Source organism: Gordonia aichiensis, assembly GCF_039946255.1.
Taxonomy (GTDB): Bacteria; Actinomycetota; Actinomycetes; order Mycobacteriales; family Mycobacteriaceae; genus Gordonia; species Gordonia aichiensis_A.
In genome coordinates, this window is sequence record NZ_JBCDWL010000003.1 from 290,159 (window position 1) to 304,405 (window position 14,247).

Sequence of the window (14,247 nt, forward strand, 5' to 3'; positions counted from 1 at the left end):
GTCACACAGCAGCCGAGTCACGCGGGCAGCGGATCCCGGATGATCGGGCAGGTCATGCAGTGACCGCCGCCGCGGCCGCGGCCCAGTTCGGCGCCGACGATCGTGATGACCTCGATGCCCTCGCGGCGTAGCAGAGCGTTGGTGTGGGTGTTGCGGTCGTAGGCGAAGACCACGCCCGGCTCGACCGCGACGAGGTTGTTGCCGCTGTCCCACTGCTGCCGCTCGGAGGCGTATTCCGAACCACCGGCCTCGACGACCCGCAGCACGTCCAGGCCGAGGGCCTTGCGCACCACCTCCACGAAGTGGTCGGACTCCTCGATCACCTCCAGCCCGGGATGGGCGTCGGAGGGAACGAGTGTGAACGGCTTGATCGCGTCGACGATCTTCGGGTACACGGTCACCAGGTCGCGGTCGGCGAACGTGAAGACGGTGTCCAGATGCATGGCCGACCGCAGCTTGGGCATTCCCGCGACGATCACCTTCTGCACCTGACCGGACTCGAACAGTTTCAGCGCGAACTGGGTGATCGCCTGACGCGACGTCCGTTCACTCATGCCGATCAGGACCACGCCGTCGCCGGGCACCAGGACGTCGCCGCCCTCGATGCTCGACTGCCCCCAGGTCTGCTCGGGATCTCCCCACCACACCGTCGATCCGACGAAGTCGGGGTGGAACTGGTACACAGCCTTCATCAGCAGGGTCTCGTCGTGCCGGGCCGGCCAGTACAGCGGGTTCAACGTGAGGCCGCCGTACACCCAGCACGTCGTGTCCCGCGTGTAGAGGGTGTTCGGCAGGGGCGGCATCAGGTACTCGTTGACTCCGAGCGAGTCGCGCGCCAACGCGATGTAGCCCGGCCGCAGCTCGGCGGGGAGATCGCGGGTCGACATCCCGCCGATCAGCAGCTCGGCCAGCGCCCGGGAGGGCAGCTCGGCCAGGTCCGAGCGCGTCTCACGAACCAGCCCGACGCCGACGTCGTTGACGACGATCTTGCGGTCGAGCAGCCAGTTGCGCGCCTGCGGATCGTCCATCGTCTCGGCCAGCACGTTGTGCAGTTCGACGACCTCGGCGCCGCGGTCGCGCATCTTGGTGACGAAGTCGAAATGGTCGCGCTTGGCGTTCTGCACCCACAGCACGTCGTCGAAGAGCAGGTCATCGGAGTTCGTGGGCGTCAGCCGCTCGTGGGCCAGTCCGGGCGCGCAGACCAGGACCTTGCGCAGCTTCCCGACCTCGGAGTGGACACCGTACGAGGCTGAGGGTCGGTCGGTCATTCGAGAGTTCCTCTCAATCGATGTGACAGCGGGGGCAGCGGGCCGATGCGTATTACGGACCCGACGGATCGGTCACGTAATACGAGTGTCGTTCCTGCTCGGGATGGTCGTAGATGTCCTCGACGCCGGTCGCCATGAGCACGACCCCGGCGATCGCGCCGACCGCGATCACGCCGAACAGCACGGCCTCGAACGGTCGGAACACCCGAAGCCGCTGCTCCCGGCGTGCGATGACGAACAGAATCGTGCCGAGCGCGTAGAGTACACACGCCAGCAGCAGCTTCTCGAGGCCGGCCGCGTATACGAGGAAGACCGTGTACACCACGGCGAGTGCCGCGATCACCAGGTCGGTGTTGCGACGGCGATCGCCGTCGTCGTAGGTCTCGTGGCGGAGTACCAGCCGCAGCATGTACAGCGCCGACAGGAAGTACGGCACCAGGGCGAGCGCCGCGGTCAGGTCGAGCATGAAGTCGAGGGCGTCGTCGACGAACAGCAGCAGGACGAGCAGCGTCTGCACGAGGGCGCTGGCCAGCACCAGCGCGGCGACCGGCGCGCCGGCGGCGTTGCTTCGCTGAAGGAACTTCGGCATGTCCTTGGCGCGTGCCGGGATGTACAGGATCTCGGCCGCCATCAGCGTCCACGCCAGATAGGCGCCGAGCACGGAGACGATGACGCCGACGCGGATGAACACCGATCCCCAGTCGCGGACCAGGTGGGCCAGCACCGAGGCGACCGACGGTTGATCGGCTGCAGCGAGATCGCCCTGCGGCATCGCGCCGTAGGAGACCAGGGTGACCAGTGCGAACACGCCCAGCACGACGAGGAAGCCGATCACCGTCGCCTTGCCGACGTCCTCGCGCCTGCGGGCGTACCGCGAGTACATGCTCGCACCCTCGATGCCCATGAACACGAAGACCGTGATCAGCATGGTGCCCTTGACCTGCGTCCACAGCGACCCGACCTCGATGCCGTTGCCGCCCCAGAAGTTGTCGGCGAAGTATCCGGCGTCGAACAGTGCGATCGCGAGCACGATGAAGACGATCAGCGGGACGACCTTGGCGATGGTCGCGATCCGGTTGATGAACGCCGCCTGCTGGACGCCCTTGCTGATCAGGAGGAAGAACGCCCAGACGCCCACCGACGAGATCGCCACCGCCAGCAAGGTGGATCCGTCACCCAGTTCGGGGAACAACGCGCTGGTGGTGGCCATGATGAGCACCCAGTACGAGGTGTTGCCCGCGCACGCCGACGCCCAGAAGCCGAACGCCGAGTTGAAGCCGATGTAGTCGCCGAAGCCGTCCTTCGCATACGCGTACAGCCCGGCGTCGAGGTCGGGTTTGCGCATCGCCAACCGCTGGAACACGAAGGCGAGCATCAGCATGCCCGCGCCCGCGATGGTCCATGCGATGATCGCGCCGAGAGCTCCGGTCTCGGTTCCGAACCGCCGCGGGAGCAGGAAGACTCCCGAACCGATCATCGATCCGACCACCATCGCGGTCAGGGGCGGCAGACTCACCTTCTGCGTCTGGTCCTGGTGCGTGTGCTCCGAGGCTTGCGCCACGTCGTGCCCCTTCACGGTCGGCCCATACGGACGGTTTCGAACGATTAGTCCGAACGTACACCGTGAAAATGTCGCTTTTCGGGACCGGGTGCCGCGCGCCCACGACCGCCTACGCGATGGCGCCGTGCGACCGCCGCGAACCTCAGACGTCGAGATGCACGATCAAGGAATCCCGAGCACGCCGGCGCAGGCCCGGCACACCGATTCGCCTCCCTGGTCCCCGTGACACCGAGGAACCGGACCAGATTCCCCGCTGAGGCGTCACATGCCTCGTCAGCGCGGCGTCCGCCTTCAGCGGGGAACCCTGTCCGTACCGACGACGCCGCGGTCCGAGACCGCCGCCTCGCCCACCACCGAGCTCACACGTCGAGATGCTCGATCAGCACCGAAAGGAACTCCGGGCCGGCGTCGCGGTGAACGCTGTGTCCGGCATCGATCGTCGCGAACCTGCCGTCGGGCAGGGCCTCGGCGACGGCGCGCAGGTGCCGCGCGGGCAGGAAGCTGCGCTCGCCACCGGAGACGACCAGCGTCGGTGCGCTCACCAGTGCCAACGACTGCCACCAGCCGGGGTCGGCGACGTCGAACTGCGCGGTCACCGCCGCGGGCAGCGACCGATCCAGACGCAGAAAGGGCCCCGGATTCGCCAGCAGCGCCCCGATCCCCCGGACGCGCTCGCCGAGGGTCGCGGCGGGTGCGATCTGCTCGGCGAGGTCTGCACGGTCGCGCGGCATCGGCGGCACCTCCTCGAGCACCAGCCGACGCACCCGGTCGGGCTCCCGCATGGCGTAGCGCACGGCGGCGTGGGCGCCGAGCGAGTGCCCGACCAGATCGAACCGGGTCAGCCCCAGGCCGTCGACGACCCGGCCGATGTCGGCGGCGAAGTCGTTGAGCCGGTAGGCCGACGCCCGCCCGCTGCGGCCGTGGCCGCGCAGGTCGACGGCGACGGTCGGCCGGCACGCGGCGCGCAGGGTGCGAACCGCATTGCGCCAGGTGCTGTGATCACCGCCCATCCCGTGCACCAGGACCACCGGCAGTTGCCCGGCGAGGGAACCCGAGACGTCGACGGCCAGATCGGGCAGATACGGGTCGGTCCCGCTGATCACGCGCATCACCTCAGCGTAGACCTCGCAGCCACCGTCGACGACGGCACGGATTCGTGCTCCGAGCGACACTTCCGTGCCGTCCCCTGTCAGCCGTTCGCCCGAGGAACGTGTTCCATCTCTCGTTTTGACGATCTTTGTGCGTAATGTCATCGCCGTACCCGGCCGGTCGTCGGGCGCATCACCCAATCACTTCCGGAAGGAATACCTCCATGTCAGGACTCAGTGACATCGCCAGCATCCTCAGCTCGGTCAACGGCATCCTCGGCAGCGTCACCGACCTCACCAGCGGCAGCTCCGACGGCAGCCTCGGCAGCGGCAGCTCGGGCTCCTAAAGACGACTCAGAATTGACCGAATGAAGGCAGGCGGCGCTCAGCGCAGCCTGCCTTCATTCACGTCTGCACCCACGACTCACCCGTACGAGACGACCGAGACACCGATGACCGACATCCGCCCCCTGCGCCCCGACGATCTGCCCGCCGCGGCGCGGCTCGTCGACGGCACCCTCCACCAGATCCCGCTCTACCAGGCGATGCTGGGCCAGTACACCGAGCGGGCCGACATCCGCGACTGGCTGTGCCGCGCCCTGATCCGCGGCTCCATCGCGGGCGGGACCGCCGTCGGCGCCTTCGCCGACGACCGCCTGGTCGGCGTGCTGACCTGGTCGATCGGCGACCGTCCGGCCCCGGCTCCCGAACCCGACCAGCTCGCGGCCGACGCCCGCTTCCTGGCCGGACTCCCCGACCTGGCCGGACGACTGCAGCGCGCCTGGGACGACGAGCACACCCTGCTGACCCACCCCGACCCGACCGCCGTCGCCGTCCAGATCGCCGCCGTCGATCCCGAGCACCGCCGCGGCGGCACCCTCTACGCCTTGGTCGAGCCGGTCGAAGAACTGTGCCGCACCCAAGGGCGCCCGTACACCTGCTGGACCGGCAGCGACGACCTGCGGCAGGGATTCAGTTCCGCGCGCACGGTCGTCGACTCGCGCACGGTCACGGTCTGCGGAGTGCCGATGCACTTTCTGGAGTTCGACGTGGCCGCCCTGGGCGGCTGACCGACGCCCACGGTGTGATCTCGCGAACACTCCAACTGATTGATCACTCAGTTCAGCCTCGCTTGCCGCTAACGTGAACGCAATGCAGGTCAGGAATGAATCGGCGGCCGGCGCCGGGCTCGGTTTCGCCGTCGCCTCGGCGGTCGCCTTCGGCATGTCGGGCCCCTTCGCGCGGGCATTGGCCGACACGGGATGGTCGTCGGGCGCGGCCGTCAGCGCACGGATCGGGCTCGGCGCCGTAGCGCTCCTCGGTCCCGCCGCGTATGCGATGCGCGGCCGGTGGTCGGTCCTGGCGAGTCTGCGCGTGCACCTGATGCTGGCGTTCTACGCACTCGTCGCCGTCACGATCCCGCAGCTGTGCTACTTCTACGCCGTCTCGACGCTGGACGTCGCCGTCGCTCTGCTGATCGAGTACACCTCGCCCGTCGCGGTCGTCGCCTGGATGTGGCTCCGCCACGGTCAGCAACCGACCCGCCTCACCTTCGTCGGCGGACTGATCGCCGCCGCGGGCCTGGTGCTGGTGCTGCAGCTGTTCGGGTCGGTGTCGCTCGATGCCGCCGGCGTCGCCTGGGCGATCGGCGCCATGGTGGGCAGCGCGGGCTACTTCATCCTGTCCGGGAACAGCGACAGTGCGGTTCCCGGCATCGCGATGGCCTCGTTCGGCCTGCTCTACTCCGCGGCGATTCTCGCGATCGTCGGCCTGCTGGGAATCCTGCCGATGACGGCGAGCACCGCCTCAGTGGAGCTCGCCGGCCAACAGTACCCCTGGTGGGTGGCCGTCGCCGGCCTCGGCCTCATCACCGCGGCCTTCGCCTACGCCACCGGCATCGCCGCGGTACGGCGCCTCGGGCCGCGCCTTGCGGCGTTCATCGCCCTGACCGAGGTGCTCGCCGCCATCGTCGCCGCGTGGCTGCTGCTCGACCAGGTGCCCGACCGCATCCAGCTGGTCGGCGGCGCACTGGTCCTGGCCGGCGTGATCGTCATCAAGAAGGGCGAGCGGGTCGTCAGCGACGACGCCGAGACCGAAGTCCCGGTCACCGTCTGACGACCCGCCCGCCAAGAGGTCACGCCGACTGGACATCCGCTCCGAGTGAGGTCTGCGCCGCAGTGCCCTGCGCCGCCGCATCACGGCCGCGGCGGCGTCGGACGAGTGCGTCGAGTCCCCACGGTCCGGCCCCCAGGAAGACGAGCAGCAACAGCGACCAGGCGTACAGGGCCGCCGAGTCGCCGTCGTTGGCGATCGGCAGCAGCGCGGCCGGCTGGTGCTTCCAGAAGTACGCGACCGCCATCGATCCGGAAGCGATGAACGCGGCAGGCCGCGTCCCGAGTCCGATGATCAGTGCGGCTCCGGCGACGAGCTGGATCACCGCGGCCCACCACGACGGCCACGCCCCGACAGCGGCGGTCTGACCGCCGTACGGGGCAGCGGGCCAGGCGAACAGGGTGGACGTGCCGTGGCACAGGAGCAGGAATCCCACGACGACGCGGAACGCGGAGACGACACCGGGAGAGGCATTGGCAACTTTGGTTAGCATGGCCTTATTTATAGTCGGCCGATCCGTGCCGCCAAAGCCCGTTCCGCTACGCAAACAGGACTCTTGACAACGATGTTCGCAAAACTCGAGTGTGATCTCGCACACTGTCATCGGACATCGTCGGCCGCGCTAACCTGGCTTCATGTCCGGTTCAGATGATCAGGTCTTCGATCCGCTCGCCCCGTATGCGGGTCTCTGGCGCGGCAGCGGTGTCGGTCATTACGCGACGATCGACAGTTTCACTTACGACGAGGAGATGGAGCTGACCCCGAGCGGGCGTCCCTTCCTGTTCTATCGCTCCCAGACCCGAGGCGCGGGCGGCGGGCGGCCGATGCACACCGAGACCGGCTATCTGCGCCGTGCCGGTCGCGACCACGTGGAGCTGCTGGTGGCGCAACCGACCGGTTTCGTCGAGTTGCAGCGTGCCCCCGCCCATCCGACGGTGCTCGACTTCGTCCAGCACACCCTCGGCATCTCCCCCGACGCGAAGCAGGTCCACGCGGTACGACGACGCTTCGAGCTGTCCGGCGACACCCTGACCTACGACCTGTGGATGGCCTACGCCGACGTGCCGCTCTCCCATCACCTGCGCGCCGAACTGCGTCGCGCCTGACGCCTGCCCGCGGCCGCACGACCCGCTGCAGACAGCAGAACGCCCGCCCCGCCGAAGCGGGACGGGCGTTCTTTGCCGTCTGTTAGATCACTTGATGATCCGTGATGTCCCGCCGGGCGCCCTGAAATCTCTTCCAGTCAGTGCCCGGCGGGAGGTCATCACTTGATGATCTTCGTGACGCGGCCGGCACCGACGGTGCGGCCACCCTCGCGGATCGCGAAGCGCAGGCCCTCGTCCATGGCGACCGGCTGGATCAGCTTGACGCTCATCTCGGTGTTGTCGCCCGGCATGACCATCTCGGTGCCCTCGGGGAGGGTCACGACGCCGGTCACGTCCGTGGTACGGAAGTAGAACTGCGGACGGTAGTTGTTGAAGAACGGGGTGTGACGGCCACCCTCGTCCTTGCTCAGGATGTAAGCCTGGCCCTCGAACTCCGTGTGCGGAGTCGTGGTGCCCGGCTTGACGATGACCTGACCGCGCTCGACGTCCTCACGCTTGAGGCCGCGGAGCAGCAGACCCGCGTTGTCGCCGGCCTGAGCCGAGTCGAGCAGCTTGTGGAACATCTCGATACCGGTGACGGTGGTCTTGGTGCTCTTCTCGCGGATGCCGACGATCTCGACTTCCTCGTTCACGTTGACCTCGCCGCGCTCCACACGACCGGTGACGACGGTGCCGCGACCGGTGATGGTGAAGACGTCCTCGACGGGCATCAGGAAGGGCTTGTCGGTCTCGCGGACGGGGTCCGGGATCGACTCGTCGACAGCAGCCATCAGCTTCTGGACCGACTCGACCCACTTGGGGTCGCCCTCGAGCGCCTTCAGCGCCGAGATCGGGACCACCGGAGCGTCCTCGTCGAACTCCTGGGCGGCCAGCAGTTCGCGGACCTCCATCTCGACGAGCTCCATGATCTCCTCGTCATCCACCATGTCGGCCTTGTTCAGGGCGACGAGGATGTAAGGAACGCCGACCTGGCGAGCCAGCAGCACGTGCTCGCGGGTCTGCGGCATCGGGCCGTCGGTGGCGGCCACGACCAGGATCGCACCGTCCATCTGGGCGGCACCGGTGATCATGTTCTTGATGTAGTCGGCGTGACCCGGAGCGTCGACGTGAGCGTAGTGACGCTTCTCCGTCTGGTACTCGACGTGGGAGATGTTGATCGTGATACCACGAGCCTTCTCCTCAGGCGCCTTGTCGATCTGATCGAAAGCGAAGCTCTCGTTCAGGTCCGGGTACTGGTCGGCGAGCACCTTGGTGATGGCCGCCGTGGTGGTGGTCTTGCCGTGGTCGACGTGACCGATGGTGCCGATGTTCACGTGCGGCTTGGTCCGCTCGAACTTCGCCTTCGCCACTTGTGTCCTCCTGGACTTCGTCGCTGCCGAGTGGTTCCCGGCAGTGGGTTTCTTACTTCCTGCCGTCGGCAGGAGCAGTTCTTCTGGTTCGGTGTGCGGCCGACCCGACGTGATGCCGAGCCTTGACCGTCCACCTTATTCTTTTGCGCGCGGAACCGTTAGCCGTCCCCGGGCGCGAGGTCCGCAAGGGCGGACGGACGAATTACTCGCCCGTCGCCTTCGCGATGATCTCCTTCGAGACGTTCGCCGGAACTTCAGCGTACGAATCGAAGACCATGGAGTAGTTTGCGCGGCCCTGAGTCTTCGACCGAAGGTCTCCGATGTAGCCGAACATCTCCGACAGCGGCACCTGAGCCTTGACGACTCGTGCACCGCTGCGCTCCTCCATGGCCTGGATCTGGCCACGGCGGGAGTTCAGGTCGCCGATCACGTCGCCCATGTACTCCTCGGGAGTCGTGACCTCGACGGCCATGATCGGCTCCAGGATAACCGGGGACGCCATCCGCGCGGCCTCCTTGAGGGCCTGCGAGCCGGCGATCTTGAAGGCCATCTCCGAGGAGTCGACGTCGTGGTACTGACCGTCGAGCAGGGTGACCTTCAGGTTGACCAGCGGGTAGCCGGCCAGGACGCCGTACTGCATCGCGTCCTGCGCACCGGCATCCACCGACGGGATGTACTCGCGCGGGACACGACCGCCGGTGACGGCGTTGGCGAACTCGTAGGTCGCGCCGTCCTCGGCGTCGACCAGCGGTTCGAGCTTGATGATGACCTTGGCGAACTGGCCCGAGCCACCCGTCTGCTTCTTGTGGGTGAACTCGTGCTTCTCGACGGTCTTGCGGATCGTCTCGCGGTAGGCCACCTGCGGCTTGCCGACGTTGGCCTCGACCTTGAACTCGCGCTTCATGCGGTCGACGAGGATGTCGAGGTGGAGCTCGCCCATGCCGCCGATGACGGTCTGGCCGGTCTCCTCGTCGAGCTTGACCGAGAAGGTCGGGTCCTCTTCGGCGAGCTTCTGGATCGCGGTGCCCAGCTTCTCCTGGTCGGACTTGGTCTTGGGCTCGATCGAGACCTCGATGACCGGGTCCGGGAAGCTCATCGACTCGAGGACGATCGGGTTGGCGATGTCGCACAGGGTGTCGCCGGTCGTGGTGTCCTTGAGGCCGATCATCGCGTAGATGTGGCCGGCCACCGCGTCGTCGACCGGGTTCTCCTTGTTGGCATGCATCTGGAAGAGCTTGCCGATGCGCTCCTTCTTGCCCTTGACGGCATTCAGGACCTGGGTGCCCGGATCGACCTTGCCCGAGTACACGCGGACGAAGGTCAGCTTGCCGAAGAACGGGTGCGCGGCGATCTTGAACGCCAGTGCCGAGAAGGGCTCGTCCTTGCTCGGGTGGCGGGTGATGACCTCATCCTCGTTGCCGACGACGTGGCCCTCGATCTCGCCGATGTCGAGCGGGTTCGGCAGGTAGTCGACGACCGCGTCGAGCACCGGCTGGATGCCCTTGTTCTTGAAGGCGGTGCCGCAGAGCACCGGGTAGACCTCGGAGTTGACCGTGAGCTTGCGGATCGCGCCCTTGATCTCCTCGAGGCTGAGCTCCTCGCCGGCGAAGTACTTCTCCATGAGGGCTTCGTCGGACTCGGCGATCGTCTCGAGCAGCTTCTCGCGGTACTCGGCGGCCTTGTCGGCCAGATCCGCGGGGATCTCCTCGATGGTGGCGTCGGTGCCGATCTCGGTGGTGCCGCGCCAGGTCAGCGCACGCATCTCGACCAGGTCGACGACGCCGTCGAAGGCATCCTCGGCACCGATCGGGAGCTGCAGGACCAGCGGCTTGGCGCCGAGGCGATCGATGATCGTCTGCACGGTGAAGTAGAAGTCCGCGCCCATCTTGTCCATCTTGTTGACGAAGCAGATGCGGGGGACGTCATACTTAGTGGCCTGGCGCCAGACCTGCTCGGACTGGGGCTCGACGCCTTCCTTGCCGTCGAAGACGGCGACGGCGCCGTCGAGCACGCGGAGCGCGCGCTCGACCTCGACGGTGAAGTCGACGTGGCCGGGCGTGTCGATGACGTTGATCTGGTTGTTGTGCCAGAAGCAGGTCACGGCGGCGGAGGTGATGGTGATACCACGCTCCTTCTCCTGCTCCATCCAGTCGGTGGTCGAGGCACCGTCGTGGGTTTCACCGATCTTGTAGTTCACACCGGTGTAGTAGAGGATGCGCTCGGTGGTGGTGGTCTTGCCGGCATCGATGTGGGCCATGATGCCGATGTTGCGGACCTTGGTGAGGTCGTTGAGCACTTCCTGTGCCATCTAATCCCTCCGGGATTCTCTTTAGGTCTGAAGTCTTCTGTATGTGCGGGGCGGCGACCCGAACTGTGTTCGGGTGGGCCGGACCGGGCCCTGCGTGCGCATCCCCCGGTCCGGCGCCGTGCCGACTGGCGCGAAGCCGCCCCCTACGGAAGCAGCCCTGCGCAGCTCTCTTACCAGCGGTAGTGAGCGAAGGCGCGGTTGGCTTCGGCCATCTTGTGAGTGTCTTCGCGACGCTTCACCGATGCACCGAGACCGTTCGAGGCGTCGAGGAGCTCGTTGGCCAGACGCTCGACCATCGTCTTCTCACGACGCTGCCGGCTGAAGGTGACCAGCCAGCGGAGGGCGAGGGTGTTGGCGCGACCGGGCTTGACCTCGATCGGCACCTGGTAGGTGGCACCGCCGACGCGGCGGCTCTTGACCTCGAGGGTGGGCTTGACGTTGTCGAGCGCACGCTTCAGGGTGACGACCGGATCGGTGCCGGTCTTCTCGCGGGCGACCTCGAGGGCTTCGTACACGATGCGCTCGGCGGTCGACTTCTTGCCGTCCAGCAGGATCTTGTTGACGAGCTGGGTGACCAGCGGCGAACCGTAGACCGGGTCGCTGATCAGCGGGCGCTTGGGAGCAGGTCCTTTACGTGGCATTTAGATCAGTTCCCCTTCTTGGCGCCGTAGCGGCTGCGAGCCTGCTTGCGGTCCTTGACACCCTGGGTGTCGAGCGAGCCGCGGATGATGCGGTAACGAACACCGGGGAGGTCCTTCACACGACCGCCGCGGACGAGCACCATCGAGTGCTCCTGCAGGTTGTGGCCCTCACCCGGGATGTAGGCGGTGACCTCGACGCCGCTGGTCAGGCGCACACGGGCGACCTTACGCAGAGCGGAGTTCGGCTTCTTCGGGGTGGTGGTGTACACGCGGGTGCACACGCCACGACGCTGCGGGCTGCCCTTCAGGGCGGCCGTCTTCTTGGCGGACGTCTTGTCCTTGCGGCCCTTGCGGACCAGCTGGTTAATCGTTGGCACTGAGTTCTTTTCTCCTTGAGGACCGGCTCCCGCCGGGCCTGTTTCTTTGTTGTTGCGGTTCGTGCTCCGGGCAAGCCGCCAGATCGCGCGCCTGCGCGAAAAAACGACCTCCGCAACTCGCCCCACCAGCACCTTCGTGCTGGTCAGGCTTGAATCGTGCACCCGCGGTCGGGCGTGTCACCCGGCTTACGCTTCCCCACGATCCCTCTCCCGTCCGACAATCGGTGGATCATCGACAGGTGAGCAGCGCCAAGCATGGCAAGGCGCCGACGAAATACTTTACCGCCCCGCTTTATCACGGTCAAAATCATTGACACGTTCGGGCGAACAGCACGAGAACAGTCGCCTGCCTGGCTCGATCGTCAGGATCGACCGACATGCGCGAGCAGGGTCCCCGCCGCTGCGCGCGCCGCCTCGGCGTCACCGTCGATGACGGCCTCGACCAGCGCGGTGTGCGTTCGCTCATGGGACTCCGAGGCCCCCACGTGACGCTCGGCGATCGACCGGCACAGCGCGGGCAGGAGCAGATCGTAGAACTCGAGATAGACCTTGTTGTGGCTGGCCGCGACGATCGCGCGATGCAGCTGCGCGTCGACGGCGATCGCCTCTTCGACCTCGTCGTCGCCGACGACCTCGGCGACCGCCCACACCCGGTTCCGGTCGTCCACCAGTTCGCGCAGGAGCGCGATGTCGGCCGCGTCGCGTCGCTGCGCGGCCAGACCCGCGGCGGTCACCTCGAGCGCCTCGCGCAGCTCCAACAGATCGCGCCGGCGCGCGGTGGCGAAGAACCCGCCGAAGGCCACCTCCTGCTCGTCGGTGGCGATCACATAGGTGCCCGAGCCCTGCCGCCGCTCCAACAGGCCGGCGTGCACCAGCGACTGGACCGCTTCGCGCACGGTGTTGCGCGAGGTGCCGACCATCTCACACAACTCGGGTTCGGTCGGAATCCGGTCGCCGACCGACCAGCGCCCGGCTGCGATCTCAGTCCGCAGCTGGGTCGTCACCTGCGCAATGAGACTGCGCCGTTTAACCGTCTGCACGCCAGCAGTGTAAATCACTTTGCGTCGATACAACCATTCATCCTACGATTTCACCCATGGGTGAATCAGAGGGCCGAAACGGATCGGGGCTGCGCATGCTCGGTGATGACCGTGCGCGCGGTGATGACGGGAGCACGCCGAGCCCCGTTCGTCCGCGGACCGCGATGACGACCGCGTGGCGCGGCCGCGTGATCGTGCTCGTCGCGATCATCCTGTTCTCGCTGAGCCTTCGCACGGCGGTCACCTCGATCACTCCCCTGCTGTCGCGGATCTCGTCCGACATCGGCTTCGGCGACAGCGTCAGCGGCGTGCTCGGGATGCTCCCGACCCTGATGTTCGGCCTCGCGGGCATCCTCGCGCCGTCGCTCGGCCGGCGCTTCGGCATCGAGCAGGTCACGCTGGGTGCGGTCGTCCTGACCGGCGTCGGCATCGCCACCCGCTCCCTGGCCGACGACGTCCCCACGCTGGTGCTGCTGTCGTGCGCGGCCCTGTTCGGCATGGGCGTGGGCAACATCCTGATCCCGCCGCTGGTGAAGCGGTACTTCAGCGACCGGATCGCCCTGATCAGCACGGTCTACATCACCTTCGTGCAGATCGGGACCGCGCTGCCGGCGGCCGTCGCGATCCCCCTGGCCGATGCCGGCGGGTGGCGCATGTCGCTGGGCGTGTGGGCGCTGGTCCCGCTGGCCGCACTGCTGCCCTGGGTGTGGGTGGTCCGCGAACGGCGTGCCACGCTGCGCGCGCAAGCCGACCTGCCCGACGAGGCGCGGCCCGCCTCGGAGTCGCCCGTCCGCCTCCGGCTCTGGCGCACCCCGATGGCATGGGGGCTGACGCTCATGTTCGGCATGACCTCCCTGATGACCTATTCGCTGTTCACGTGGCTGCCCGCGATCTTCCGCGAGGCCGGCGGCAGCGAGGCCCTCGGCGGCGCGATGGTCGCGCTGTTCTCGGGAGTCGGCTTCGCGGGCACGCTGGTGGCGCCCGTCCTCTGCGCCAAGTTCGCCAATCCGTTCCCGTTCGCCGCGGCATTCGCCGCGTGCTGGCTGGGCGGTTTCGCCGGGCTGCTGTGGGCCCCGCTCTGGGCCCCGTGGCTGTGGGCCGTCCTCATCGGCGTCGGTCCCACCACCTTCCCGATGGCGCTGACGCTGATCAACCTGCGCACCCGCACCAGTGCCGCGTCCGCGGCGCTGTCGGGCTTCGGACAGGGCGTCGGATACCTGCTCGCGTGCGCCGGGCCGATCCTGTTCGGCGTCCTGCACGAACAGACCCGATCGTGGACCCTGCCGTTCGTCTTCCTCACCGCCACCGTCGCGATCATGCTCGCCGGCGCCTGGATCATCTGCCGACCCCGGTACCTCGAGGATCAGGTGCGCTGAACCGACCGGTTCCCCATCGGG

The 14,247-nt window shown here is 67.4% G+C and carries 14 protein-coding genes; 5 read left to right on the forward strand and 9 right to left on the reverse strand.

The genetic code is table 11. From position 1 onward, the window contains the following. Positions 1-17: 17 nt before the first annotated feature. The 3 genes from AAFO60_RS06230 to AAFO60_RS06240 form a co-directional block, all read right to left on the reverse strand. On the reverse strand, positions 18-1,268 hold the full coding sequence (locus tag AAFO60_RS06230; protein ID WP_347955302.1) for an arginine deiminase: 1,251 nt from the start codon (positions 1,266-1,268) through the stop codon (positions 18-20). 52 nt (positions 1,269-1,320) lie between these two features. Then, positions 1,321-2,829 (reverse strand): basic amino acid/polyamine antiporter, encoded by a 1,509-nt coding sequence (locus AAFO60_RS06235; RefSeq protein ID WP_347955303.1) that lies wholly within the window; start codon positions 2,827-2,829, stop codon positions 1,321-1,323. A gap of 359 nt (positions 2,830-3,188) precedes the next feature. Beyond that, complete coding sequence (locus tag AAFO60_RS06240) at positions 3,189-3,938, reverse strand: alpha/beta fold hydrolase (RefSeq protein ID WP_347955304.1); 750 nt, start codon at positions 3,936-3,938, stop codon at positions 3,189-3,191. Positions 3,939-4,141: 203 nt separating this feature from the next. On the opposite strand from AAFO60_RS06240, the gene AAFO60_RS06245 reads away from it, so the two are divergent. From AAFO60_RS06245 to AAFO60_RS06255, 3 genes are all read left to right on the forward strand, one after another. Beyond that, on the forward strand, positions 4,142-4,264 hold the full coding sequence (locus AAFO60_RS06245; protein ID WP_347955305.1) for a hypothetical protein: 123 nt from the start codon (positions 4,142-4,144) through the stop codon (positions 4,262-4,264). 105 nt (positions 4,265-4,369) lie between these two features. After that, positions 4,370-4,987, forward strand: a complete 618-nt coding sequence (locus tag AAFO60_RS06250; protein WP_347955306.1) for a hypothetical protein — start codon at positions 4,370-4,372, stop codon at positions 4,985-4,987. 82 nt (positions 4,988-5,069) lie between these two features. Next, positions 5,070-6,032: an EamA family transporter gene (locus tag AAFO60_RS06255; protein ID WP_347955307.1), complete on the forward strand. Its 963-nt coding sequence runs from the start codon at positions 5,070-5,072 to the stop codon at positions 6,030-6,032. A gap of 19 nt (positions 6,033-6,051) precedes the next feature. On the opposite strand, the gene AAFO60_RS06260 is transcribed toward AAFO60_RS06255, so the two are convergent. After that, the gene (locus AAFO60_RS06260) at positions 6,052-6,522 is read right to left on the reverse strand and encodes a DoxX family protein (RefSeq protein ID WP_347955308.1); all 471 of its coding nucleotides are present in this window, start codon (positions 6,520-6,522) and stop codon (positions 6,052-6,054) included. A 142-nt stretch (positions 6,523-6,664) separates the two neighbouring features. Between AAFO60_RS06260 and AAFO60_RS06265 the strand changes: the two genes are divergently transcribed. Beyond that, complete coding sequence (locus AAFO60_RS06265) at positions 6,665-7,135, forward strand: FABP family protein (protein ID WP_347955309.1); 471 nt, start codon at positions 6,665-6,667, stop codon at positions 7,133-7,135. 158 nt (positions 7,136-7,293) lie between these two features. Here AAFO60_RS06265 and tuf read toward each other — a convergent pair whose 3' ends face one another. From tuf to AAFO60_RS06290, 5 genes are all read right to left on the reverse strand, one after another. After that, the gene (tuf, locus tag AAFO60_RS06270) at positions 7,294-8,484 is read right to left on the reverse strand and encodes an elongation factor Tu (protein ID WP_347955310.1); all 1,191 of its coding nucleotides are present in this window, start codon (positions 8,482-8,484) and stop codon (positions 7,294-7,296) included. Positions 8,485-8,686: 202 nt separating this feature from the next. Continuing rightward, on the reverse strand, positions 8,687-10,792 hold the full coding sequence (fusA, locus tag AAFO60_RS06275; protein WP_347955311.1) for an elongation factor G: 2,106 nt from the start codon (positions 10,790-10,792) through the stop codon (positions 8,687-8,689). Between the two features lie 170 nt (positions 10,793-10,962). After that, positions 10,963-11,433: a 30S ribosomal protein S7 gene (gene rpsG / locus AAFO60_RS06280; RefSeq protein ID WP_347955312.1), complete on the reverse strand. Its 471-nt coding sequence runs from the start codon at positions 11,431-11,433 to the stop codon at positions 10,963-10,965. Between the two features lie 5 nt (positions 11,434-11,438). After that, positions 11,439-11,810 (reverse strand): 30S ribosomal protein S12, encoded by a 372-nt coding sequence (gene rpsL / locus AAFO60_RS06285; protein ID WP_006894477.1) that lies wholly within the window; start codon positions 11,808-11,810, stop codon positions 11,439-11,441. Positions 11,811-12,172: 362 nt separating this feature from the next. Then, positions 12,173-12,850 (reverse strand): FadR/GntR family transcriptional regulator, encoded by a 678-nt coding sequence (locus tag AAFO60_RS06290; protein WP_347955313.1) that lies wholly within the window; start codon positions 12,848-12,850, stop codon positions 12,173-12,175. Between the two features lie 164 nt (positions 12,851-13,014). Here AAFO60_RS06290 and AAFO60_RS06295 point away from each other — a divergent pair, with 164 nt between their 5' ends. Continuing rightward, entirely contained in the window at positions 13,015-14,226 is a 1,212-nt protein-coding gene (locus AAFO60_RS06295; protein WP_347955336.1) for a CynX/NimT family MFS transporter, read from the forward strand. Positions 14,227-14,247 lie beyond the last annotated feature (21 nt).

Excerpts from the sequence above, each read along its gene's own strand:
- AAFO60_RS06245 (WP_347955305.1), top strand. The coding sequence starts at position 4,142 with ATGTCAGGACTCAGTGACATCGCCAGCATCCTCAGCTCGGTCAACGGC.
- AAFO60_RS06265 (WP_347955309.1), top strand. The coding sequence starts at position 6,665 with ATGTCCGGTTCAGATGATCAGGTCTTCGATCCGCTCGCCCCGTATGCG.
- AAFO60_RS06260 (WP_347955308.1), bottom strand. The coding sequence starts at position 6,522 with ATGCTAACCAAAGTTGCCAATGCCTCTCCCGGTGTCGTCTCCGCGTTC.
- rpsG (WP_347955312.1), bottom strand. The coding sequence starts at position 11,433 with ATGCCACGTAAAGGACCTGCTCCCAAGCGCCCGCTGATCAGCGACCCG.
- AAFO60_RS06255 (WP_347955307.1), top strand. The coding sequence starts at position 5,070 with ATGCAGGTCAGGAATGAATCGGCGGCCGGCGCCGGGCTCGGTTTCGCC.
- AAFO60_RS06230 (WP_347955302.1), bottom strand. The coding sequence starts at position 1,268 with ATGACCGACCGACCCTCAGCCTCGTACGGTGTCCACTCCGAGGTCGGG.
- AAFO60_RS06295 (WP_347955336.1), top strand. The coding sequence starts at position 13,015 with ATGACGACCGCGTGGCGCGGCCGCGTGATCGTGCTCGTCGCGATCATC.
- fusA (WP_347955311.1), bottom strand. The coding sequence starts at position 10,792 with ATGGCACAGGAAGTGCTCAACGACCTCACCAAGGTCCGCAACATCGGC.
- AAFO60_RS06240 (WP_347955304.1), bottom strand. The coding sequence starts at position 3,938 with ATGCGCGTGATCAGCGGGACCGACCCGTATCTGCCCGATCTGGCCGTC.
- AAFO60_RS06250 (WP_347955306.1), top strand. The coding sequence starts at position 4,370 with ATGACCGACATCCGCCCCCTGCGCCCCGACGATCTGCCCGCCGCGGCG.